Below are 23,033 nucleotides of genomic sequence, written 5' to 3' on the forward strand. Positions count from 1 at the left end.
GGCTGCTTACTGCTTACCGCACAGCGGGACCAGCTTCTCCTCGTCCTGGGAGAGGCTGGGGCCGGGTGTGGGAGTCGGTGCGGTCTTGGACTTGTTGGCGTCTGTCTTGTTCGAGTCGCTGTTCTTGTTCTTGTCGTTCGTCTTGTTCGGGTCGTCCTCGCCCGCGGCGTTGCTGAGGCCGGTCGTGCCGCCCGCCTCGCCTTCGCCGGGCTTGGCGTTCTCCCGCTCGGCCTCGCGGCGCTTGGCGTCCTTCTCGCAGGCGGAGGCCTGTAGGCCGAGCTCCTCGATCTTGCTCTTGGCGTCGTCGAGATTGCCCTCGGCGATGGTCGCCTCGACCTGCTTGCGCTGGTACGGCGGCAGGTACTTGAGTTCGATGTTCGGGTAGTTCTCCTCGACCTTCGACAGGCTGACCCAGGCCAGGTCCTGATCGATGCCGCGGTACAGAGCGACGTTCGTGTCGTTCGTGCCTACGTAGTACTGGGTCTGCGTCCAGCGGTAGCCGCCGTAGAGGCCGCCGCCGATGACTGCGAGGGCGAGCACCGTGTAGAGCGATCTCTTGAGCCACTTACGGCCGCCGCGGGGCTTCACGAAGTCCTCGTCGCTGTACGCGCCGAAGTTCCCTTCGGGAACGTATCCCGTTGTGTCACCGCTCCCGGGCGGCCCGAAGCCGCCTCCGGAGGCCTGCGGCGGCACCGCACGGCCGAGGCCCGACGCACGGCCCGCGGGGGTCTGCATGGCGCCGTCGTCCTGCGCCTGGAGCTGGTTCTCGGCGACCGCGCCGACGACCACGGGGGTGTCGGAGAGCTGTCCCGCGAGGGTGTCGCCGCTGTCGATGTCCAGGACATCGGCGATGATCACCGTGATGTTGTCGGGGCCGCCGCCGCGCAGGGCGAGCTGGATGAGCTCCTGCACGGTCTCCTGGGGGCCCTGGTAGCTCGCGAGGGTGTCTTCCATCGTCTGGTGCGAGACGACGCCCGAGAGGCCGTCCGAGCAGATCAAATAGCGGTCCCCGGAGCGGACTTCACGGATGGAGAGGTCCGGTTCGACATGCTCACCACTGCCGAGCGCGCGCATCAGCAAGGAGCGCTGCGGGTGGGTGGTGGCCTCCTCCTCGGTGATCCGGCCCTCGTCGACGAGACGCTGCACCCAGGTGTGGTCCTGGGTGATCTGCGTGAGAACGCCGTCCCGAAGGAGGTACGCACGCGAGTCGCCGACGTGTACGAGGCCGAGGCGCTGCCCCGTCCACAGGAGGGCGGTCAGGGTCGTCCCCATGCCCTCGAGCTGGGGGTCCTCCTCGACCATCAGACGCAGTTGGTCGTTGGCACGCTGCACGGCGGTGCCGAGCGACGTGAGGATGTCCGATCCCGGTACGTCGTCGTCGAGGGTGACGAGCGTCGAGATCACCTCGGAACTCGCCACCTCGCCCGCGGCCTGGCCCCCCATGCCGTCGGCGATCGCAAGGAGACGTGGACCGGCGTAACCGGAGTCCTCGTTCCCTTCACGGATCATGCCTTTGTGGGATCCGGCGGCGAAGCGCAAAGACAGACTCATGCGCACCTCGCCCGTCGGCTCCGGGTACATCCGCACGGTGCCCACCCTCCGGTCGGGAGCGCGCTGACGTCCAGTGTGTGGACCGCGTCGGCTCGCTCGCTCCGCTCGCGCTCATTCATGATGTAGCACTACTTCCGCAGCTCGATGACGGTCTTGCCGATGCGGATCGGCGCGCCCAGCGGAACGGGCGTCGGGGTGGTGAGTCGGGTCCGGTCGAGATATGTGCCGTTGGTGGACCCGAGATCCTCGACGATCCACTGGCCGTCACGGTCCGGGTAGATCCTGGCATGTCTGCTTGACGCATAGTCGTCGTCGAGCACGATCGTCGAATCGTGCGCCCGCCCCAGAGAGATCGTCTGACCCTGTAGAGCGACCGTCGTGCCCGCGAGGATCCCTTCGGATACGACCAGTTTGCTGGGGGCGCCACGGCGCTGCCGACCGCCCCCCTGCTGCTGGCGCTGGGGCGGTGGTGTGGCCGCCGGCTGTTGCTGGCGGGCGGCCTGCTGCGGTCGCGCGTTCTCGCGGCGCGAGCCGCGCTGCGTGACGCGTGTACCGAACAGGTCGCTACGAATGACCTGGACGGCCACAATCACGAACAGCCACAGAACGGCTAGGAAACCCAACCGCATGACCGTCAGGGTCAGCTCTGACATTGCCCCCGCTTCACCCTTCGGCTTGCCGGTAAACGATGGTGGTTTGGCCCACGACGATCCGCGAGCCGTCGCGGAGCGTAGCGCGGGTGGTGTGCTGCCCGTCTACCACGATGCCGTTGGTAGACCCGAGATCCTGGATCGTCGAGGGCGTTCCGGTCCGGATCTCACAGTGCCGGCGCGATACGCCGGGGTCGTCGATCCGCACATCGGCGTCGGTGCTGCGACCCAGCACCAGCGTCGGGCGGGAGATCTGATGGCGGTTGCCGTTGATCTCGATCCAGCGCCGCACCTGTGCACCCGGAAGCGGTCCCGAACCGGGCCCCTGGGGGCGGCTCGGTGCCGGTGCCGGTGCCGCCCCGCCGGGACGTCCGCCCGGGGGCGGCGCGGCGGGCATGGGAGGAGCGCTGGAAGGCTGAGGGTAGCCGTAGCCACCACCCGCGGGGGGTCTGCGGTCCGCGGGGCCCTGGCCGGAGGGGCCTGGGCCCGTGGGTCCCGGTCCTGTGGGGCCCGAAGGGGCTGACGGCGCGCGCTCGGAGCTCTGCGAGGTGCTGGACGCGAGTGTGCGGCTGCGCACTCGGTACAGCCCCGTGTCGAGATCCTCGGCCTTCTCCAGGTGGACCTTGATGGGGCCCATGAAGCTGTAGCGCTGCTGCTTGGCGTACTCGCGCACCATTCCGGAGAGCTCGTCGCCGAGCTGGCCGGAGTAGGGGCTGAGGCGCTCGAAGTCGGGTGCGCTGAGCTCCACGATGAAGTCGTTGGGGACGACCGTCCGCTCGCGGTTCCAGATCGTCGCGTTGTTGTCGCACTCGCGTTGCAGCGCTCCGGCGATCTCGACGGGCTGGACCTCGGACTTGAACACCTTGGCGAAGGTGCCGTTGACCAGACCTTCGAGTCGCTGCTCGAACTTCTTCATGACTCCCATGGGGCACCTCCTCCGTCGTAGTCATCCTGGTACTGCTTACTGATCGTATCCACGCGCCGGGAAATCGGCTGGTTCCCCCTGTCCGCCCAGTCGATGAGTGTCGCCTCTCACAAGGCATGCCCGCACCGGGGTTCCGGGATCCGTTCGGGCTCCTCTGCCAGGGATCGTAGAGGGGGCCTCAAACCAGTGTCCCGCACCCGGCTGCGGACCTTCGCCGGGTACGGCGGAAGTCGGTCGGCCGGGGTCGGATCTCTCCGGATCACCTGGGCAGGTGCAGGCATGTGCAGGGTCAGGTGCCCCCGGATACGGATGTGAATCCACCCCTTGCAGCGTGCTAATCTTTTCGATGTCGGCAGGCGCTCGCACCAAGCGGTGAGGGACCCAAGACAACACCCATGCGCGGGTGGCGGAATAGGCAGACGCGCTGGATTCAGGTTCCAGTGCCCGAAAGGGCGTGGGGGTTCAACTCCCCCCTCGCGCACCATGTGGAGCGGGTCTCCATCAGGATGAATTTCCTGGTGGGGGCCCGCTTTTCGTTGTGCCGTGGACGGCTCGGTGACGGTGATGCATGTCAACGGTGATGCATGTCACTTGTGGCTGGTCGGCGTGCCGGTTGGTGCGGGGTGTCGGTGGGGGGCGTGCGGGGTCCGTGCGGGTTATCCACAGGCTCTGACGCCGTTCGGCGCCCGGCGGTACCTTCAATGCCAGGTGATGGCCGTGGGGGCCGCCCGGACGTGGGGGATGCGGGGGCGATGGCGATGGTCATGGCGGAGTTCGAAGATGCGCGGCGTGGTGTGCGGCTCGGTGTGCGGCTGCCGTACGTGGAGGGGTTCGCGGAGTGGGGCGCGGGGGGCACGGCCGGGGCGCGGGTCTCGCCGAAGCAGGAGGGCAAGGCGCTGCGTGGGCGGGTCAGCCGTGCCTCGCACGAGTGGTTCGCCGAGGACGAAGGCCGCCCCGATCCGGTTGCCGCCGTGGAGGAGTCCAACCGCAGCAGGCTCCCGGAGCTCACGCCGATCCGGATGGGCAGGATGGCCGCGACGCCCTTCGCCTTCCTGCGCGGGGCCGCCGGACTCATGGCGTACGACCTCGCGCGGACCCCTGCCACGGGGATCGGCGCCCAGATATGCGGTGACGCCCACGCGGCGAACTTCGGTCTGTACGGGGATGCGCGGGGCGGCCTGGTCATGGACCTGAACGACTTCGACGAGACGGCGCACGGGCCCTGGGAGTGGGACGTGAAGAGGCTCGCGGCCTCTCTGGTGCTCGCGGGGCGCGAGGCGGGGGCGAGCGAGGACGTCTGCCGGGAAGCGGCGTTCGACGCGGTGGGGGCCTACCGACGCACGATGCGGCTGCTCGCGAAGCTCCCGGTGCTCGACGCGTGGAACGCCATCGCGGACGAGGAGCTGGTCTCCCACACGGATGCGCGTGATCTGCTCGGCACCCTGGAGTCGGTCTCCGAGAAGGCCCGGCAGAACACCAGCGCCCGGTTCGCCGCCAAGTCGACCGAGCGGGTCGAGGGCACGGGTGACGGGGCCGGAGGACGGCGCTTCGTCGATGCCCCGCCGGTGCTGCGGCGGGTGCCGGACGCGGAGGCGGCCGAGGTCGCGGCGGCGCTCGGGGAGTATCTGGGCACGCTGTCCGAGGACCGGCTGCCGTTGCTCGCGCGCTACGCGATCCAGGACGTGGCGTTCCGCGTCGTGGGCACGGGAAGCGTCGGCCTCCGGTCGTACGTGGTGCTACTGCTCGACCACCGGGGCGAGCCGCTGGTCCTCCAGGTCAAGGAGGCGCGGCCCTCCGTGCTCCTTCCGCATCTGCCCACGGCGGGCTTCTCGGTGCCGGAGGTCGCGCACGAGGGGAGCCGGGTGGTGCTCGGCCAGAAGCGGATGCAGGTGGTCAGCGACTTCCTGCTCGGGTGGACGACGGTCGCCGGAAAGCCTTTCCAGGTACGGCAGTTCAGGAACCGCAAGGGCAGCGTGGACCCCGCGGAGCTGGCCGCCGACCAGATCGACGATTACGGCCGGATGACCGGAGCCCTGCTGGCCCGCGCCCACGCGCACAGCGCCGACCCGCGGCTCATCGCGGGGTACGTCGGTAAGAACGACGAGCTGGACGCGGCGGTGGCCGGGTTCGCGGTGGCGTACGCGGACCGGACGGAGGCGGATCACGCGGAGCTGGTGCGCGGGGTCAAGGAGGGGCGGGTGGCCGCGGAGTCGGGGGTGTGAGGAGCGAGAGAGAGGACGCGGGGGATATCCGGACGCGGGATGCGGCGGAGGCGGGGACGTTTGTCACGCGGGCCGTCGCGGTTCGGGTGGTGTCCTGGTGGCCTAGGCTGGACGGGTGACGACCCCGGAAGCCGAGCCGACGCAGCCCCAGACGCCTGATCCCGAGACCGCTGGGCGGCCGGAGGACCGGCTCGAGAAGGCGGTCCGGGCCGCCGAGCAGGCGCTGATCGAGTACGAGATCGCCGTCGAGACCTTCCGGGTGGAGGTGGAGAACTTCTCCCGGCTCCACCACCAGAAGCTCGGCCCGATGTACGCACGCCTCGACGAGCTCGACGCGGAGATCGCAGAGGCCCAGGCGGCCCGCAGCGGTGATCCGGAGGACCGGCGCAAGGCGGACGAGGCGCGGGCGCGGGTCATGCCGATGCCGGCTGTCGAGGAGCTGTTCCACGGCTGGATGGACGGCGAAGGGCTCTATCCCGAGGCCGCCGCCATGCTCACCGAACAGTCGGTGCGGCCTCCGCAGCGGGTGCGGCCGAGCGACGAGGCCCGCAAGCTCTACCGCGAGCTGGTCCGCAAGTCTCACCCCGACCTCGCCCAGGAGGACCAGGAGCGGGACCGCCGTGAGGAGTTCATCCAGCGGGTCAACGCCGCGTACGCACGGGGGGACGAGCCCCTGTTGCGGGAGCTCGCAGAGGAGTGGGCCGCGGGGCCCGTGCCCGAGGAGCGGTGGCCGAGCAAGAGCGAAGAGCTCTACGCCCGCCTCGAGTGGCTCTCCCAGCGCAAGGAGCTGCTCACCGTCGTCGCCCGGGAGCTGGAGGAGGGGGCGATCGGCGCCATGCTGAAGATGGCTCCCGACGACCCGGACCAGCTCCTCGATGAGATCGCCGAGCAGCTGCTCACACAGGTCACCGAGCGCGAGGCGGAGCTTGCGCGGCTGACCGCTTAGTCCGTCGGGTAGCGTCGGGGACATGGCTTTCGGATCACAGGTGCCCACGGTCGGTATCGGCGAACTCGCGCCCGACGACTTTCTCCTCGACGTGCGCGAGGACGAGGAATGGCAGGCGGGGCATGCCGCGGGTGCGCTGCACATCCCGATGAGCGAATTCGTCTCCCGCTTCGGCGAGTTGACCGAGGCTGCCCCGCAGGACGGCAAGGTCAATGTCATCTGCCGGGTCGGCGGGCGGTCGGCGCAGGTCGTCATGTACCTCGCCCAGCAGGGTGTCGACGCGGTGAACGTCGACGGAGGTATGCAGAGCTGGGAGGCCGCGGGCCGGCCCGTCGTCGACGACAAGGGCCAGCCGGGCGTCGTGATCTAGGCTCTGCCAGGCCCCTTGCCTCAGCCGAGTGGATGGGCGGCAAGCAGGTCGCCCAGGGTCTCCTCGTGCGCCGCGGCAGGGCCGAGGGAGAGCTCCAGCTGCTTGGCCCAGGCGTGGTAGCGGTGCAGGGGATAGTCGGTGTCGGATCCGAAGCCGCCGTGCAGATGCTGCGCTGTCTGTACGACCCTGCGTACGCCGTCCGACGCCCAGATCTTGGCGACGGCCACATCTCCCGCAGCGGGCAGCGCGCCACTCGCGCCGGTGCTGATGCGCCAGGCCGCCTGCCAGAGGGTGACCTCCATCGCCCGCAGGTCTATGTACCGGTCGGCTGCTTGCACCGCCACGGCCTGGAAGGTGGCGACGGGGAAGCCGAACTGCTCACGCTTGCTGGTGTATTCGCTGGTCATGCCGAGCACGCCCTCGCCGAGTCCCAGCGCGAGGGCGCAGGTCCCGGTGGCGAGCAGATCGCGCAGCCAGTCCCAGGCCCCGTCGGCCTCGATGACGTAGGCGGCGGCGACCCGTACGGATTCCAGGCTGAGCTCGCCGAACCGCTCACCGCTCGTGGACCACTGCTCGGCGAGCGTGAGGCCCTCGTGCACACGGGGCACCAGGGCCAGGACGGTCCGGCCGGCGGGTGTGTGGGCGGGCACCACGGCGAAGTCGGCGTTCTGCGCCCAGGGCACGGCTGTCTGGATGCCGTCGAGCAGCCAGCCGTCGCCGTCCTGCCGTGCGGTGACGGAGAGTTCGGCCGGGTCGTGTCCGCTGCGGCCGTTCGCCGCCACGGTCAGGACGAGCTCACCGCGGGCGGCCTTCGGCAGGATCTGCTGCTTCAACTCCTCGCCGCCATAGGTCTGTACGGCGTACGCAGCCGCGCTGCTCTCCAGGAGTGGGACCCGCGCGAGCACCTTCGCGGACTCGCGCAGGACCAGGCAGAGGGCGATGGCGTCCAGTCCCGCACCGCCGTGCTCGGGGCCGATGAGCAGGCTCAGCAGGTCCGATTCGGCGAGCTTGGCCCACAGCGCCCGGTCGAAGTCCTCGGCGACGGCGCCCGGGACGAGTGCGGGGCTCGGCACTCCGTCCGGTGCGACGGAGGCGAAGAGCCCCTTCGCCGCCTCGGCGGCCGCCTGCTGTTCCTCGGTGAAGGTGAAGTCCACTGCTTGTCCCTCCGCGCACCCGGCCGAACCGCTCTGCCTGTCTGTTTCCGCCCGTCTGTCATGTCTGACGGGTCGTCAAGATAGAACAGGTTCTATGCGATGGGAAGGGAAGGGCACGGTGGCTCCCCGGGGCTGCTACTCAGCGGTCGAAGTCCAACTCCAACGTGTCCGTGGCCGGATGGGACTGGCACGCCAGGACATACCCCGCCTCTGTCTCTTCCGGTTCCAGCGCGAAGTTGCGGTCCATCCGGACCTCGCCCGAGACGCGGAAGGCCCGGCAGGTCCCGCAGACTCCGCCCTTGCAGGCATACGGCGCGTCCGCGCGGTTGCGCAGCACGGTCTCGAGCAGGGACTCCCCGTCCCGGACCGGCCAGGTGCCGGAGCGCCCGTCGAGCGTCACCGTCACGGTGCTGTGCTCGGGGGCGGCGGCGGAGACGGTCTTCGCGGTGGCGGCCGGTGCGGAGAGGCCGTCCTCCACGTGGAATATCTCCTGGTGGATGCGCCGACGCGCCACACCCAGGCCGCGCAATGTCTTCTCCGCACCCTGCACCAGGCCGAACGGACCGCACAGGAACCAGCCTGCGACGTCCTCGACAGGCAGCAGCGCGGGGAGCAGCCTGCCGAGCCGCTCCTCGTCGAGGCGGCCCGAGTCGAGCCCCGACTGCTGCTCCTCGCGGGAGAGCACCGTGACGAGCTGGAACCGGTCCGGCCAGCGGTCCTTGAGGTCGGCGACTTCCTCCAGGAACATCGTCGACGCCGCGGTGCGGTCGCTCCGGATGAGGCAGAACGTGGCCGCTGGTTCGCGCTCGAGGAGCGTCGTGACGATGGAGAGCACCGGCGTGATGCCGCTGCCGCCGACCACGGCCGCGTAGTGCCCGGGAGCCGGTTCCAGCGTGAAGCGCCCGGCCGGGGTCATCACCTCGAGCTCATCGCCGACGGCGACTTCCTTCAGGGCGTACGTCGAGAAGGCGCCGCCTTCGACGGAACGCACCCCGACCCGCAGCGTCCGTGGCTCCGAGGGGCGGTCGGGGTGGGGCGCCGGTGCGCAGATTGAGTACGTACGCCGGATCTCGGTGCCGTCGACGAAGCGGCGGACGGCGAGGTGCTGGCCCGGTGCGTAGCGGTACTCCTCGCGCAGGGTTTCGGGCACCTCGAAGGTGAGCGTCACGGAGTCGTCGGTGAGCTGCTCGACCGCCGCTACCCGGAGCTGGTGGAAGCGCGCCATCACAACTCCTTGAAGTGGTCGAACGGTTCACGGCAGGTGACGCACCGGCGCAGGGCCTTGCAGGCCGTGGACGAGAAGCGGCTGAGCAGTTCGGTGTCGGTCGAGCCGCAGTGCGGACAGCGGACCGAGAGCGTGAGCGGTATCGGCCCGCCCCCGGTGCGGGTGCCGCTGGTGCCGGGCCCGCCGGCGCTGTGCGGGCGCGGGGGTGCGATGCCGAACTCGGCCAGTTTGCGGCGGCCTTCGGCGCTGATGTCGTCCGTCGACCAGGCGGGGGAGAGCACGGTGCGCACGGAGACCTCCGCCATGCCGTGCTCGTGCAGCACCTGTTCGATGTCGGCGGTCATGGTCTCTATGGCGGGGCAGCCGGTGTACGTGGGGGTCAGCTCGACGTCGACCTTGCCGGTGCCGCGGACATGAACTCCGCGCAGGACTCCGAGCTCGGCTAGCGTGATGACCGGAAGCTCCGGGTCGGGCACGGAGCCCGCGAGGGTCAGGAGCTCCTGCTCAAGGGCGGTGAGGGCGGTGTCAGGAGTGGTGGTCACCATGACGCCCCCGGGTGGCTGCGGTGCAGATGCTGCATCTCGGCGAGCATCCGCCCGAAGGATTCCGTGTGCAGCCCCTGGCGGCCCGCGCCCGCCGCCCAGGCCCCTTCCCGAGGGCCGGAGGGCACGGTCAGCGTCGCCCGCTCGATGACCGCGGTCACGGAGTCGGTCCAGCTCTCCTCCAATGCCCCCCAGTCGATGCCGGCGAGGCCCTGGACCGGCTGGAACATCTCTGCGGTGAACCGCCAGAGCGCGTCGAGTCCGCGCTCCATCCGCTCATGGCTCTCCGCTGTCCCGTCGCCGAGCCGCAGCGTCCACTGCTCCGCGTGATCCTGGTGGTAGGCGACTTCTTTGACCGCTTTCGCCGCCAGCGGGGCGAACTCGCCGTCCCCGCTCGCCAACTGCCCGTACAGCAAGGTCTGGTAGGTGGAGAAGTAGAGCTGGCGGGCGATCGTGTGCGCGAAGTCGCCGTTCGGCTGCTCGACCAGCTGAAGGTTGCGGAAGGCGCGCTCTTCGCGCAGATAGGCCAGCTCGTCCTCGTCCCCGGCCAGGGAGAGCAGGATGCGTGCCTGGCCGAGCAGGTCGAGGGCGATGTTCGCGAGGGCGACCTCTTCTTCGAGGACGGGCGCGTGGCCCGCCCACTCCCCCAGGCGGTGCGAGAGCACCAGTGCGTCATCGCCAAGGGCGAGAGCGGTGGCGTAGGACGGCGGGGTCAGTTGCTCGGTCATAGGTGCTTCACCCCCTCCGGGATTTCGTAGAAGGTCGGGTGGCGGTAGGGCTTGTCGCCCGCCGGTTCGAAGAAGGAGTCCTTCTCGTCCGGCGACGAGGCCGTGATCTGTGTGGACGGCACGACCCAGATCGAGACGCCTTCGCTTCTGCGCGTGTACAGATCGCGGGCGTTGCGCAGGGCCATCTCCGCGTCCGGCGCGTGCAGGCTGCCCACGTGGGTGTGGGAGAGCCCGCGGCGGGAGCGCACGAACACCTCCCACAGCGGCCATTCGGTCGAGCTGCTCATGCCTTCGCCTCCCCGTGCTTGGCGGCGAAGGCCGCTGCTGCCTCGCGCACCCACGCACCTTCGTCGTGTGCGCTCTTGCGCTGGGTGATCCGCTGTTCGTTGCACGGGCCGTTGCCCTTCAGGACCGCCCAGAACTCCGTCCAGTCGATCGGCCCGAAGTCGTGCTGTCCCCGCTCCTCGTTCCATACGAGGTCCGGGTCGGGGAGTGTGAGTCCGAGCGACTCGGCCTGGGGGACGCAGATGTCCACGAAGCGCTGGCGCAGCTCGTCGTTCGAGTGGCGTTTGATCTTCCAGATCATCGACTGCTCCGAGTGCGACGACTCGCCGTCGGGCGGGCCGAACATCATCAGGGACGGCCACCACCAGCGGTCCACCGCGTCCTGCGCCATCGCGTGCTGGGCCTCGGTGCCGCGGCTGAGGGCGAGCAGTGATTCGTACCCCTGGCGCTGGTGGAACGACTCCTCCTTGCAGACGCGCACCATGGCGCGGGCATAGGGGCCGTACGAACAGCGGCAGAGCGGGACTTGGTTGGTGATCGCGGCGCCGTCCACCAGCCAGCCGATCGCACCCACGTCCGCCCAGGTCAGGGTCGGGTAGTTGAAGATCGATGAGTACTTCTGGCGGCCCGAGTGCAGTTTGTCGAGCAGCTCGTCACGGCTGGTGCCGAGGGTCTCGGCCGCGCTGTACAGATACAGGCCGTGGCCGGCCTCGTCCTGGACCTTGGCCATCAGGATCGCCTTGCGCCGCAGGGAAGGGGCGCGCGTGATCCAGTTGGCCTCCGGCTGCATACCGATGATCTCGGAGTGGGCGTGCTGCGCTATCTGCCTGACCAGCGAGGCGCGATAGGCGTCGGGCATCCAGTCGCGCGGCTCGATGCGCTCGTCGGCCGCCACCGCGGCGTCGAAAGCGGATTCGTACGCCGCTGTGCGGGCGGTGTCGGCCGCCTGGTCCGGTTCGGACCGGGCCGTCTGGTGCTCGGCTGCTGTCGCCATCACGGTCCCTCTCGACCTCTAGCTAGCTACCGACCGATCGTTCGGTTCGCGGAATTCAATGGTGCGGCTCAGCGCCATAAGGTGTCAACCCTGTGGATAACTTCACGGACGCTGTGCCTGGCGGGCAGGCATGAGTACCGTTCCGGTGCGAAGCGAGCGGTGGAGAGGCGTGCGACGGGCGGCAGGGACCCGTGTGACGGGCGGGCCGACGGGCGCATCAGTGTGCGGGATCGGGGATCGGGGCGGAATGGACGCGAACGAAAGCAACGCGAACGAGTCGCCACCGTCCCCGCCCCCACCCCGTACCGGTATCGCCGCACTCTCCCCGCGCTACCAGGTCGGAGCCGCGCTCGCGCTGGCGCTCATCGCCGTCACGGCCTGCGTCCACATCGGGATGCTCTTCCTCCATGTCGCCCCCGCGAACACCATGACCAAGCAGCACGGGCAGGTCATCGACGACTGGATCTACCCCGAGTTCGAGCAGAACTGGAAGCTCTTCGCACCCAACCCGATGCAGCAGAACATCGCGGTGCAGGCCCGCGCCGAGATCCGTGCGGACAGTGGCAGCACCCGGACCACCGATTGGTACGACCTCTCCGCGCGCGACGGCGCCGCCATCGACGGCAATCCGCTGCCCAGCCACACGCAGCAGAACGAGCTGCGCCGGGCCTGGGACTTCTACGTCACCGCGCACGACGCGCAGAATCGTCCCCGCGGCCTGCGCGGACAGCTCTCGGAGAGCTACATCCGGCGCATCGTCGTGATGCGCGTCGGCCGCGAGGAGTCCGTGGACCGGGGCGCCACCATCGAGCGCGTCCAGGTCCGCTCCAGGACCACGAATGTGCCCGCCCCCGAGTGGAGCGATGAGAAGGTCGGCACCAAGCCCGTACTCCGCCAGCTGCCGTGGTGGCCGGTGACACCCGACGACACCCCGTCGGCAAAGGCTCAGGGGGATGCCCGATGAACCGCTTCGGCACCCAGCTCGCGCGCGGCGTCGGCCGGGTGACCTCATCCGCGCTCGGTCCCTACCAGACCGCCGTGATCCGCATCGGATTCGCCGGCACCTGGCTGCTCTTCCTGCTGCGCGAGCTCCCCAACCGTCTGGAGCTGTACGGGCCCGACAGTCCGTGGAGCTGGGACATGGCCCAGCAGCTCATCGCGGACAATGACGCCTTCACGGCCCTGATGTGGTCCGACGGGCGCATCTGGTTCGAGGCCGTCTACGCGCTCGCGGTCCTGAGCAGCGCCCTGCTGATGCTTGGCTGGCGCACCCGCACGATGTCCGTGCTCTTCATGATCGGCGTGCTCTCGCTGCAGAACCGCTCCGTCTTCATGGGCGACGGCGGCGACAACGTCATCCATCTGATGTCGACCTATCTGGTCTTCACGCGCTGTGGCCAGGTCTGGTCGCTGGACGCCCGCCGCGCCGCACGCGCGCGTGCACGTGCCGTGGCCGTCGAACCGGGGAGTCAGGGGAGTCCGGCGGAGACTGTCGACCGGGTCGGGCCCGTGCTCTGGTGGGTCCTCGGGCTCGGCCTCTCCGTGGTGACGTTCATGGGGGAGCTCAGCGGGGGCTGGCTGCTCGTCTTCTGGGGGCTGTGGATGACGCACGGCCTGTGGTGGGCGGTCGGACGCCGCGCGCCCCAGGGCGAGGCGCGCATGTTGCTCGACATCATCGCCAAGCTCGCGCACAACGCCGCGCTGCTCGTGATCATGGTTGAGGCGTGCCTGATCTACGCGACGGCCGGCTGGTACAAGATCCAGGGCAGCCGCTGGCAGGACGGCACGGCCGTGTACTACCCGCTGCGCCTCGACTACTTCTCCCCCTGGCCCGCGCTCTCCGACCTGCTCGCCTCGCACGGCCTCATGGTGATGCTGGTGACCTATGGGACGGTCGCCGTGCAGGTCGCTTTCCCCTTCACCCTCTTCAACCGGCGGGTCAAGAACGTCCTGCTCGCCGCCATGATCTGCGAACACGCGGTCATCGCGGTCGTCCTCGGTCTGCCGTTCTTCTCGCTCGCGATGATCGCGGCCGACGCGGTGTTCCTGCCGACGCCGTTCCTGCGGCGGGTCGGCGGATGGACGGCACGCGCGCGTGGAGCCCTGTTCTCTCGCATCTCACGCAGCTCTCGCATCTCTCGTTTCTCGCGTGGCCGTACGGTGCCCGGACAGCGCGGAGTGGACGAGGAACCGGCAGGGGAACCCACCGAGCACGCGCGCGTAGGCTTCCGTTCATGAACGGGACGTACGCGGGATGAACGGGACGCACCGGCGTGACCCGGACGATGCCGTGCGTGCCTGGCGGGGCCTCGCCGATACCTCCGTGCTCCTGGACGGCTTTCACGCCATCAAGCACGCCCTGCGCTTCGGAGCCGGGATTCCCTCGGTGCTGACCAGCGACAGGGCCGCCGTCCTGGCTCTGGCCGATGAGCTCGCGCCGGATGTGAAGGACGCCCTCGACACGCTTCTCGTGCAGGTCCCGGACAACACCCTGCGCGCCCTTGTGCCGCGTCTGCACCCCACAGGGGTGGCCGCTCTGGCGGTACGCCCTTCTCGCAGGGCCAACCTCGAAGCGCTGGCGCGGATGCCGAGGAGCGCCCCGGTCGTCGTGCTCGACGACCCCCGCAATCTGGGCAACGCCGGGGCCGTGATCCGGCTCGCCGCCGGGTTCGGGGCGACGGGCGTCGTCACGACCGGCACGCTCGACCCCTGGCATCCCACGGTCGTACGCGGTGGTGCGGGCCTGCACTTCGCCACGGCCGTCGAGCGGATGGACGTCGGCGCGCTGCCGCCGGGGCCGGTGTTCGCGCTGGACGCGGAGGGCGAGGACATCCGGGGGCTCAAGCTGCCGGACGGTGCCGTGCTGGCCTTCGGGTCCGAGCGCAGTGGCTTGTCCGAGCGGCTGCGGGCCCGCGCCGACCACTTGGTGTCCCTGCCGATGCGGCCCCAGGTCTCCAGCTACAACCTGGCCACCAGCGTCGGGATGACGCTCTTCCACTGGTCGGCGGACAGGCCTCCGGGCGCGGAGGCCTGAACCCGCCGCCGGGCGTCAGGCGTCCCTGCGGATCTCCACCACACGGAAGCGGTTGGCCACGAACGCGCCGTCGCACAGGGCGGCGTTCGCCGCCGGGTTGCCGCCCGAGCCGTGGAAGTCCGAGAACGCCGCTGTCTGGTTCACATAGACACCGCCCGTGAGGTTCAAGGAGAGCTGGGCGCACTCCTCCAGGCAGGTCTCCTCCACGGCGTCGGACACCTCGTCCGACGTGGTGTACGCGCCGACCGTCATCGCGCCCTTGTCGCGCACCGTGCGGCGCAGCAACTCCACGGCGTCCGCGGAGGAGTCGACCGCGACGGCGAAGGAGACGGGGCCGAAGCACTCGTTCAGATAGACCGCCTCGGCGTCCGGCTTCGCGCCGTCCAGCTTGACGATCACCGGGGTGCGGACCACGGCGTCCGGGAACTCCGGATTGGTGATCTCCCGTGAGGGCAGGGCCACTTCGCCGAGACCGGCCGCGGCCTCCAGGCGGGTCTTCACGTCCGGGTTGACCAGGGCGCCGAGGATGCCGTTCGCACGGGCGTCGTCGCCGAGCAGGCCGTTCACCGAAGCGGCGAGGTCGGACACCACGTCGTCGTACGACTTGGCTCCGGCGTCCGTCGCGATGCCGTCGCGCGGGATCAGCAGGTTCTGCGGGGTCGTGCACATCTGGCCGCTGTACAGGGACAGGGAGAAGGCCAGGTTGGACAGCATTCCCTTGTAGTTGTCCGTCGAGTCGACGACGACGGTGTTGACGCCCGCCTTCTCCGTGTAGACCTGCGCCTGGAGGGCGTTGGTCTCCAGCCAGTCACCGAAGGCTGTCGATCCCGTGTAGTCGATGATCTTGATCTCGGGGCGGACGGCGAGGGTCTTGGCGATGCCTTCGCCCGGTCGTTCGGCGGCCAGACAGACCAGGTTCGGGTCGAAGCCCGCTTCGGCGAGGACCTCGCGCGCGATGCGCACGGTCAGCGCGAGCGGCAGCACCGCGCGCGGGTGGGGCTTGACCAGGACCGGGTTGCCGGTGGCCAGGGAGGCGAAAAGGCCCGGATAGCCGTTCCACGTCGGGAACGTGTTGCAGCCGATCAGGAGCGCGATGCCGCGCCCCACGGGCGTGAACCGCTTGTCCATCGCGATCGGGTCGCGCTTGCCCTGGGGCTTGGACCACTCGGCGGCGTCAGGGGTGCGCGCCTGCTCCACGTACGCATACGCCACCGCTTCGAGGCCGCGGTCCTGGGCATGCGGGCCGCCCGCCTGGAAGGCCATCATGAAGGCCTGGCCACTGGTGTGCATGACCGCGTGCGCCAGCTCGTGCGTGCGTGCGCTGATGCGCGACAGGATCTCCAGGGAGACCATCGCGCGCACTTCCGCGCCCGCGTCGCGCCAGGCGCGCATTCCGGCGCGCATCGCGGGCAGCAGCGTGTCGATGTCCGGGTGGGGGTACGTGATGCCCAACTCGGGCCCGTACGGAGAGACTTCCGCGCCCGTCCAGTCGTCCGTGCCCGGCTGATCGAGCTCGAAGCGGCTGCCCAGGAGTGCGTCGAAGGCGGCTTTGCCCTCGGGCAGGCTCAGGCTGCCGTTCTCTCCATAGGCCTTGGGGTGCTCGGGGTGCGGCGACCAGTACGCGCGCGAGCGGATCGTCTCCAGCGCTTGGTCGAGTGTGGGCCGGTGCTTGGCGATCAGCTGGTGCGCGGTGAGTTCGGCGGCCATATCGGACCAACTCCTCGTCGAGCCGGCTCTCCATCGAGCCGGCGAGCTGGGCAGGGCAGTGGGCAGAAACAGACAGACAGGGCTAGAGTAACCGAACGATCGGTCGGGACAAGGGGGTCCGCCGAACCTGTGGACAACTTCTCGCCGGGCACCCCCGCACCCTCCGGCGGACACCTCGTGCGGGAGGATCGCGAGCATGACAGCACTCGAGCTCAGCAGCCCCGTTGCCGTGGTCGGCACCGGCACCATGGGGCAGGGCATCGCCCAGGTCGCCCTGCTCGCGGGCCACCCGGTGCGGCTGTACGACGCCGTGGAGGGCCAGGCGAAGACCGCTGCCGCCACGATCGCCGCCCGCCTCGACCGGCTCGTCGAGAAGGGCCGGATCACCGCTGACGACCGGGCCGCCGCGGGGGGCCGCCTCCTACCGGTCGAGACCCTTGCCGAGCTCGCCGGGTGCGGGCTCGTCATCGAGGCGATCCTTGAACAACTGGCTGTCAAACAGCGGCTCTTCGAAGAGCTGGAAGAGATCGTCTCCGAGGACTGTCTCCTCGCCACCAACACGTCCTCCCTCTCCGTCACCGCTATCGCGGGCACCCTCAAGAAGCCCGGCCGCTTCGTCGGCCTGCACTTCTTCAACCCCGCGCCGCTCCTCCCCCTCGTCGAGGTCGTCAGCGGCTCCGCGACGGACGAAACGGCGGCCACGCGCGCGCAGAAGACAGCACGGAACTGGGGCAAGACCCCGGTGCGCAGCGCGGACACCCCCGGCTTCATCGTCAACCGCGTCGCCCGCCCCTTCTACGCCGAGGCGCTGCGCCTCCACGAGGAGCGGGCCGCCGACCCGGCCACCATCGATGCCGTCCTTCGCGAATGCGGCGGCTTCAAAATGGGCCCCTTCGAACTCACCGACCTCATCGGCCAGGACGTGAACGAGGCCGTCACCCGCTCCGTGTGGGATTCCTTCTTCCAGGACCCCAAGTTCACGCCCTCGCTCGCCCAGCGCCGCCTTGTCGAATCACGCCGCCTCGGCCGCAAGTCCGGGCAGGGCTGGTACGCCTACGGGGACGACGCCCCTCTCGCGAAGGCGCACACGGCGGCGCCCGCACCGGCCCCTGCGTCCGTCGCGGTGCACGGGGAGCTGTTCCAGGCGCAGGCCCTGGCCGAGCTGATCGGCGGCGCCGGGATCGAGGTCGCGCACGAGGAGCCCATCGACCCCGACTACCCCGGCTGGATCGAACTCCCCAGCGGGGTGCGGCTCTTCCTTGCCGACGGTGCCGCCGCGGACGACGCCGAGGCGCCGGTGATCCACTTCGATCTCGCGCTCGACTACAGGTCCGCGACCAGGATCGCCCTGGCGCCCGGCGTGAAGGTGGGCGAGGAGCAGCTCCACGAGGCTGTGGGCCTCTTTCAGGCGCTGGGCAAGCAGGTCAGCGTCATCGCCGACGTCCCGGGGATGATCGTCGCCCGTACCGTCGCGATGCTCGTCGACTTCGCCCAGGACGCGGTCGCGCGCGGTGTCGCCGACATGGAGGACGTCGACACAGCGATGCGCCTCGGCGTGAACTACCCGCGCGGACCGCTCGCGTGGGGCGAGGAGCTCGGCGCGAGCTGGGTCCTCGACACCCTGGAGAGCCTGCACCTGGAGTACCCCACCGGCCGCTACGCGCCGTCCCAGGCGCTGCGCCGAGCGGCAGCGCGAGAGGACCACTCATGACCACCAGCAGGCGCGACACGTACACCCCGGAGACTCTCCTGACGGTGGCGGTTCGGATCTTCAACGACCGTGGCTACGACGGCACGTCCATGGAGCACCTCTCCAAGGCCGCCGGAATCTCCAAGTCCTCGATCTACCACCACGTCTCGGGCAAGGAGGAACTGCTGCGCCGCGCGGTGAGCCGGGCGCTCGACGGGCTCTTCGGGATCCTCGCCGAGGAGCACGCGCGCGTGGGCACGGCTGTGCAGCGCCTTGAGCACGTCACACGACGCACCGTCCAGGTGCTTGTCGCCGAACTGCCCTATGTGACGTTGCTGCTGCGCGTGCGCGGCAACACGGACACCGAGCGGTGGGCCATGGAGCGGCGCAGGGAGTTCGACCAGCAAGTAGCCGATCTGCTCAAGGAGGCCGTCGCGGACGGCGACCTGCGCTCGGACCTCGAGCTGCGCCTCGCCACCCGGCTGCTCTTCGGGATGATCAACTCCATTGTGGAGTGGTACCGGCCGGAAGCCCGTGGCGCGGTGTCGGGCGAGGAAGTCGCGGACGCCGTCGTCCAGCTGGCCTTCGCGGGGCTGCGCAACAGCAGCTGAGCAGGCCGGGCCACCCGACTGGCCGGGAGGTCAGCGGTCCGGATCCAGGTCGTCCTCCTCGAAGACCAGCAACGTACGCGTGCTGAGCACCTCGGGGATGGATTGCAGGCGGGTGAGGACCAGCTCGCGCAGTGCGCGGTTGTCCGGCGTGTGCACCAGGAGCAGTACGTCGAAGTCCCCGCTGACCAGCGCGATATGCGAGGCGCCGGGCAGCGTGCGCAGATGTTCGCGGACCGTGCGCCAGGTGTTCTGGACGATCTTGAGCGTGATGTACGCGGATGCGCCCTGGCCTGCCCTTTCATGGTTGATCCTGGCGCCGAATCCGCGAATCACTCCGTCGTCGATGAGGCGGTTGATGCGCGCGTACGCGTTGGCGCGTGACACATGGACGCGCTCGGCCACGGACCGTATCGACGCGCGACCGTCCGTGTGCAGGATCTGAAGGATGTCGCGGTCGATCGAGTCCAGCGGGCGGGGCATACCCTCCTGCCGGTCGCCGGACCAGCTTTCCTGGCGATCACCGGACCGGCTTTCCTGACGATCACCGTCATGCCCGTCGGCCATTCGTTCAGATGCCATGTCCCCCCGCCTCCCTACCATGGACGTACTGCATCCATCCCAGGCTGTGGAGAACCGTTTGTCCACAGCCTGGAGGTGCCTGTAGCCAAAATGTGCCGACGACCGAACAATCGGTAGGTGAGGCGCCTCACATTGCCGCGCCTCTTTTGCCGCTCCCATGAGGAGATCGCTTCCACCTGGAGGTGCCGACATGACGGTCATGGAACAGCGGGGCGTCTACCGGCCCACCCCGCCGCCCGCATGGCAGCTGAGGACCGACCCCGCACCGCTGCTGCCCGACGCGGAGCCTTACCGCGTCCTGGGCACGGAAGCCGCCGATCAGGCCGACGAGAAGCTCCTGGGCCGGCTGTACGCCCAGCTGGTGCGCGGACGGCGGTACAACACGCAGGCGACCGCCCTGACGAAGCAGGGCAGGCTCGCCGTCTACCCGTCGAGCACCGGCCAGGAGGCCTGTGAGGTGGCCGCCGCGCTCGTCCTGGAGGAGCGCGACTGGCTCTTCCCCAGCTACCGGGACACGCTCGCAGCGGTCGCCAGGGGCCTCGACCCCGTCCAGGCGCTGACCCTGCTGCGCGGCGACTGGCACACCGGGTACGACCCCCGCGAGCACCGCGTGGCGCCCCTGAGTACCCCCCTGGCGACCCAGCTCCCGCACGCCGTGGGTCTCGCGCACGCCGCCCGTCTGAAGGGCGATGACGTGGTCGCGCTCGCCATGGTCGGCGACGGCGGCACCAGCGAGGGCGACTTCCACGAGGCGCTGAACTTCGCGGCCGTCTGGCAGGCTCCCGTCGTCTTCCTGGTGCAGAACAACGGCTTCGCGATCTCCGTGCCGCTCGACAAGCAGACGGCCGCTCCATCCCTGGCCCACAAGGCCGTCGGGTACGGAATGCCGGGACGCCTGGTCGACGGCAACGACGCGGCGGCGGTGCACGAGGTACTGAGCGAGGCGGTGTCCCGCGCGCGCGGGGGTGGCGGTCCCACGCTCGTCGAAGCGGTCACGTACCGCATGGAAGCCCATACGAACGCCGATGACGCCACGCGCTACCGCGGGGACGCCGAGGTCGAGGCCTGGCGCGCACACGACCCGATCCTGCTCCTGGAGCGGGAGCTTACGGAGCGCGGACTCCTCGACGAGGACGGGATGCGGGTGGCCCGCGACGACGCCGAGGCCATGGCAGCCGACCTGCGTGAACGGATGAACCAGGACCCTGAACTGAACCCCATGGACCTCTTCACCCATGTGTACGCCGAGCAGACCACCCAACTGCGTGAGCAGGCCGCGCAGTTGAGGGCTGAGCTCGAGGCGTCGGACGAGGACGGCAAGGAGAGCGCGCGATGAGCACGGTCGCGGCCGAACGGGCCATCAAGAAGGCCGCCAAACCGGCCACCATGGCGCAGGCGCTCGGGCGCGCGCTGCGTGACTCCCTGGCCGACGACCCGACGGTGCATGTCCTCGGCGAGGACGTCGGAGCGCTCGGCGGGGTCTTCCGGGTCACCGACGGACTCACCAAGGAGTTCGGCGAGGACCGCTGTACGGACACCCCGCTCGCCGAGGCGGGCATCCTGGGGACGGCCGTCGGGATGGCGATGTACGGGCTCAGGCCCGTCGTCGAGATGCAGTTCGACGCGTTCGCCTATCCCGCCTTCGAGCAGCTGATCTCCCATGTGGCACGGATGCGGAACCGCACGCGGGGTGCGATGCCGCTGCCCATCACGGTGCGCGTGCCCTACGGGGGCGGCATCGGGGGCGTCGAGCACCACAGCGACTCCTCCGAGGCGTACTACATGGCGACTCCGGGACTCCATGTCGTCACGCCCGCCACGGTCGCCGACGCCTATGGGCTCCTGCGGGCCGCCATCGCGTCCGACGACCCGGTCGTCTTCCTGGAGCCCAAGCGCCTGTACTGGTCCAAGGCGGACTGGAACCCGGAAGCGCCGCAGGCCGTTGAACCCATAGGCCGGGCAGTGGTGCGGCGCACCGGACGCAGCGCCACGCTCCTCACCTATGGGCCGTCCGTGCCCGTCTGTCTGGAGGCGGCGGAGGCCGCGGTCGCCGAGGGCTGGGACCTCGAAGTGGTCGATCTGCGTTCCCTCGTGCCCTTCGACGACGAGACGGTGGCCGCTTCCGTGCGGCGGACCGGGCGCGCGGTCGTCGTGCACGAGTCGGGCGGGTTCGGCGGCCCCGGCGGTGAGATCGCCGCTCGCGTCACCGAGCGCTGTTTCCACCACCTGGAGGCGCCGGTGCTGAGGGTCGCCGGGTTCGACATCCCGTATCCGCCGCCGATGCTGGAGAAGCACCATCTGCCGGGCGTCGACCGGATTCTGGACGCGGTCGCGCGGCTGCAGTGGGAGGCGGAGAACTGATGGCTCCCGGTCTGAATGTGAACAGCCTCGAGTTCAAGCTGCCCGATCTCGGCGAGGGGCTCACGGAGGCGGAGATCGTCCGCTGGCTCGTGCAGGTCGGCGATGTCGTCGCCGTGGATCAGCCCGTCGTCGAGGTGGAGACGGCCAAGGCGATGGTGGAGGTGCCCTGCCCGTACGGGGGCGTGGTGACGGCCCGCTTCGGTGAGGAGGGGGCGGAACTGCCGGTGGGGGCGGCTCTGTTGACGGTGGCTGTGGGGGCTCCGGCTCCCGAGGAACCTGCGGAGAGGGCTCTGCAGGCGGCTGCCGCTGAGGAGTCCTCGGGCAATGTCCTGGTCGGGTACGGCACGGCTGCGGCGCCCGCGCGGCGCAGGAGGGTGCGGTCGACGGGGTCTGCCCCGCAGGGGTCGGCGCCCGCACAGCCTGTTCCGACGCTTCCCACCCTTCCGCCCTTGCCGAGCCCTCCGCGCCCGGACGGCCCGATTCCGGTGATCTCGCCCCTCGTACGCAAGCTGGCCCGTGAGAACGGTGTGGAGCTTCGGGAGTTGGCGGGTACGGGCCCGGACGGGCTGATCACACGGGTCGACGTGGAGGCCGCCATCGCGGCCGAGCGGACGCTCGCGCACGCGGTCACGGCGACGGCGGGGGCGGGGGCGGCGGCGGGGGCGGGGGCCGAGGTCAGGTATCCGCTGACCGGTATCCGGGGCCTCGTCGCGGACAAGATGGCCTGCAGCAGGCGCGAGATACCGGAGGCCACCTGCTGGGTCGACGCCGACGCGACGGAACTGCTCGCGGCACGTGCCGCGATGAATGCCGCCGCGAAGGGGGGAGAGGGAGACGGGCAGAAGGTCTCGCTCCTTGCGCTGTTCGCCCGCATCAGTGTGGCCGCCCTTGCCCGCTACCCGATGCTCAACTCCAGGGTGGACATGGAGGCGCGTGAGGTGGTGCGGCTCGCCGATGTCCATCTCGGCTTCGCCGCCCAGACCGACCGGGGTCTTGTCGTCCCCGTGGTGCGGGGCGTCCAGGCGCGGACGACGGATTCGGTCAACGCGGAGCTGATCCGGCTGACGGAGGCCGCGCGGGACGGGAAACTGACGCCGGGGGAACTGACGGGCGGCACGTTCACGTTGAACAACTACGGGGTGTTCGGGGTCGACGGCTCCACGCCGATCATCAATCATCCCGAGGCGGCCATGCTCGGCGTCGGCCGCATCGTGCCGAAGCCATGGGTGCACCAAGGGGAGTTGGCGGTGCGGCAGGTCGTGCAGCTCTCGCTCACCTTCGACCACCGGGTGTGCGACGGCGGCACGGCGGGCGGGTTCCTGCGATTCGTGGCGGACTGCGTCGAGCAGCCCGCGGTGTTGCTGCGGGCGGTGTGACAGCCATAGGGGCAGCGGAGTGAGTCACCGCGCGGTGGTGTGACTCCCTGTACAGAGGGGTGGCATTGATCCTTCGTACGCCC

General features: G+C 69.9%; 22 protein-coding genes and 1 tRNA gene. 12 read left to right on the top strand and 11 right to left on the bottom strand.

The window, feature by feature from the left end; genetic code table 11:
* Positions 1-6 precede the first annotated feature (6 nt).
* The 3 genes from ACGFSB_RS09335 to ACGFSB_RS09345 form a co-directional block, all read right to left on the bottom strand.
* A complete protein-coding gene (locus ACGFSB_RS09335; protein WP_393396394.1) occupies positions 7-1,551 on the bottom strand; it encodes a Stp1/IreP family PP2C-type Ser/Thr phosphatase in 1,545 nt (514 codons plus the stop codon).
* A 128-nt stretch (positions 1,552-1,679) separates the two neighbouring features.
* On the bottom strand, positions 1,680-2,204 hold the full coding sequence (locus tag ACGFSB_RS09340; protein WP_160506138.1) for an FHA domain-containing protein: 525 nt from the start codon (positions 2,202-2,204) through the stop codon (positions 1,680-1,682).
* A 10-nt stretch (positions 2,205-2,214) separates the two neighbouring features.
* A complete protein-coding gene (locus ACGFSB_RS09345; RefSeq protein WP_393396396.1) occupies positions 2,215-3,126 on the bottom strand; it encodes an FhaA domain-containing protein in 912 nt (303 codons plus the stop codon).
* Positions 3,127-3,523: 397 nt separating this feature from the next.
* Between ACGFSB_RS09345 and ACGFSB_RS09350 the strand changes: the two genes are divergently transcribed.
* The 4 genes from ACGFSB_RS09350 (at position 3,524) to ACGFSB_RS09365 (ending at position 6,664) form a co-directional block, all read left to right on the top strand.
* A tRNA-Leu gene (locus tag ACGFSB_RS09350) sits at positions 3,524-3,610 on the top strand.
* Between the two features lie 280 nt (positions 3,611-3,890).
* Positions 3,891-5,348 (top strand): DUF2252 domain-containing protein, encoded by a 1,458-nt coding sequence (locus tag ACGFSB_RS09355; RefSeq protein ID WP_393396398.1) that lies wholly within the window; start codon positions 3,891-3,893, stop codon positions 5,346-5,348.
* A 115-nt stretch (positions 5,349-5,463) separates the two neighbouring features.
* Positions 5,464-6,294, top strand: a complete 831-nt coding sequence (locus tag ACGFSB_RS09360) for a hypothetical protein (RefSeq protein WP_393396400.1) — start codon at positions 5,464-5,466, stop codon at positions 6,292-6,294.
* Between the two features lie 22 nt (positions 6,295-6,316).
* Positions 6,317-6,664: a rhodanese-like domain-containing protein gene (locus ACGFSB_RS09365; RefSeq protein ID WP_393396402.1), complete on the top strand. Its 348-nt coding sequence runs from the start codon at positions 6,317-6,319 to the stop codon at positions 6,662-6,664.
* Positions 6,665-6,684: 20 nt separating this feature from the next.
* Here the strand turns inward: ACGFSB_RS09365 and ACGFSB_RS09370 are convergent, their stop codons facing one another.
* From ACGFSB_RS09370 to paaA, 6 genes are all read right to left on the bottom strand, one after another.
* A complete protein-coding gene (locus ACGFSB_RS09370) occupies positions 6,685-7,818 on the bottom strand; it encodes an acyl-CoA dehydrogenase family protein (protein ID WP_393396404.1) in 1,134 nt (377 codons plus the stop codon).
* Positions 7,819-7,957: 139 nt separating this feature from the next.
* Positions 7,958-9,043 carry a 1,2-phenylacetyl-CoA epoxidase subunit PaaE gene (gene paaE / locus ACGFSB_RS09375; RefSeq protein ID WP_393396405.1) on the bottom strand — a complete coding sequence of 362 codons (1,086 nt, stop codon included), beginning with the start codon at positions 9,041-9,043 and terminating at the stop codon, positions 7,958-7,960.
* Complete coding sequence (paaD, locus tag ACGFSB_RS09380) at positions 9,043-9,588, bottom strand: 1,2-phenylacetyl-CoA epoxidase subunit PaaD (protein ID WP_393396407.1); 546 nt, start codon at positions 9,586-9,588, stop codon at positions 9,043-9,045. Before paaD ends, paaE begins: the two co-directional genes overlap by 1 nt.
* Positions 9,582-10,313, bottom strand: coding sequence for a 1,2-phenylacetyl-CoA epoxidase subunit PaaC (gene paaC, locus ACGFSB_RS09385; RefSeq protein WP_393396409.1), 732 nt, complete (start codon positions 10,311-10,313; stop codon positions 9,582-9,584). The genes paaD and paaC overlap by 7 nt, the downstream gene beginning before the upstream one ends.
* Positions 10,310-10,600 carry a 1,2-phenylacetyl-CoA epoxidase subunit PaaB gene (paaB, locus tag ACGFSB_RS09390; protein WP_393396410.1) on the bottom strand — a complete coding sequence of 97 codons (291 nt, stop codon included), beginning with the start codon at positions 10,598-10,600 and terminating at the stop codon, positions 10,310-10,312. Before paaB ends, paaC begins: the two co-directional genes overlap by 4 nt.
* On the bottom strand, positions 10,597-11,592 hold the full coding sequence (gene paaA / locus ACGFSB_RS09395; protein ID WP_393396411.1) for a 1,2-phenylacetyl-CoA epoxidase subunit PaaA: 996 nt from the start codon (positions 11,590-11,592) through the stop codon (positions 10,597-10,599). The genes paaB and paaA overlap by 4 nt, the downstream gene beginning before the upstream one ends.
* A gap of 130 nt (positions 11,593-11,722) precedes the next feature.
* Between paaA and ACGFSB_RS09400 the strand changes: the two genes are divergently transcribed.
* The 3 genes from ACGFSB_RS09400 to ACGFSB_RS09410 are packed head-to-tail and all read left to right on the top strand — an operon-like array spanning position 11,723 to position 14,626.
* Complete coding sequence (locus tag ACGFSB_RS09400; RefSeq protein ID WP_393396412.1) at positions 11,723-12,556, top strand: DUF5819 family protein; 834 nt, start codon at positions 11,723-11,725, stop codon at positions 12,554-12,556.
* Entirely contained in the window at positions 12,553-13,830 is a 1,278-nt protein-coding gene (locus tag ACGFSB_RS09405) for an HTTM domain-containing protein (protein ID WP_393396414.1), read from the top strand. Before ACGFSB_RS09400 ends, ACGFSB_RS09405 begins: the two co-directional genes overlap by 4 nt.
* A 16-nt stretch (positions 13,831-13,846) precedes the next feature.
* On the top strand, positions 13,847-14,626 hold the full coding sequence (locus tag ACGFSB_RS09410) for a TrmH family RNA methyltransferase (RefSeq protein WP_393396416.1): 780 nt from the start codon (positions 13,847-13,849) through the stop codon (positions 14,624-14,626).
* A gap of 15 nt (positions 14,627-14,641) precedes the next feature.
* Here ACGFSB_RS09410 and paaN read toward each other — a convergent pair whose 3' ends face one another.
* Complete coding sequence (gene paaN, locus ACGFSB_RS09415) at positions 14,642-16,333, bottom strand: phenylacetic acid degradation protein PaaN (protein ID WP_393396418.1); 1,692 nt, start codon at positions 16,331-16,333, stop codon at positions 14,642-14,644.
* 196 nt (positions 16,334-16,529) lie between these two features.
* On the opposite strand from paaN, the gene ACGFSB_RS09420 reads away from it, so the two are divergent.
* Both ACGFSB_RS09420 and ACGFSB_RS09425 read left to right on the top strand, forming a co-directional pair.
* The gene (locus ACGFSB_RS09420) at positions 16,530-18,044 is read left to right on the top strand and encodes a 3-hydroxyacyl-CoA dehydrogenase (RefSeq protein ID WP_393396419.1); all 1,515 of its coding nucleotides are present in this window, start codon (positions 16,530-16,532) and stop codon (positions 18,042-18,044) included.
* A complete protein-coding gene (locus ACGFSB_RS09425) occupies positions 18,041-18,634 on the top strand; it encodes a TetR/AcrR family transcriptional regulator (RefSeq protein ID WP_393396421.1) in 594 nt (197 codons plus the stop codon). Before ACGFSB_RS09420 ends, ACGFSB_RS09425 begins: the two co-directional genes overlap by 4 nt.
* A gap of 30 nt (positions 18,635-18,664) precedes the next feature.
* Here ACGFSB_RS09425 and ACGFSB_RS09430 read toward each other — a convergent pair whose 3' ends face one another.
* Complete coding sequence (locus ACGFSB_RS09430; protein WP_393397028.1) at positions 18,665-19,114, bottom strand: Lrp/AsnC family transcriptional regulator; 450 nt, start codon at positions 19,112-19,114, stop codon at positions 18,665-18,667.
* A 289-nt stretch (positions 19,115-19,403) separates the two neighbouring features.
* Here ACGFSB_RS09430 and pdhA point away from each other — a divergent pair, with 289 nt between their 5' ends.
* From pdhA to ACGFSB_RS09445, 3 genes are read left to right on the top strand one after another with little or no spacing between them, the layout of a single operon-like run.
* On the top strand, positions 19,404-20,549 hold the full coding sequence (pdhA, locus tag ACGFSB_RS09435) for a pyruvate dehydrogenase (acetyl-transferring) E1 component subunit alpha (RefSeq protein WP_393396422.1): 1,146 nt from the start codon (positions 19,404-19,406) through the stop codon (positions 20,547-20,549).
* Complete coding sequence (locus ACGFSB_RS09440; RefSeq protein WP_393396424.1) at positions 20,546-21,574, top strand: alpha-ketoacid dehydrogenase subunit beta; 1,029 nt, start codon at positions 20,546-20,548, stop codon at positions 21,572-21,574. Before pdhA ends, ACGFSB_RS09440 begins: the two co-directional genes overlap by 4 nt.
* Positions 21,574-22,950, top strand: a complete 1,377-nt coding sequence (locus tag ACGFSB_RS09445) for a dihydrolipoamide acetyltransferase family protein (RefSeq protein ID WP_393396426.1) — start codon at positions 21,574-21,576, stop codon at positions 22,948-22,950. Before ACGFSB_RS09440 ends, ACGFSB_RS09445 begins: the two co-directional genes overlap by 1 nt.
* Positions 22,951-23,033: the final 83 nt, after the last annotated feature.

The organism is Streptomyces sp. NPDC048441, from assembly GCF_043200235.1.
Taxonomy (GTDB): Bacteria; Actinomycetota; Actinomycetes; order Streptomycetales; family Streptomycetaceae; genus Streptomyces.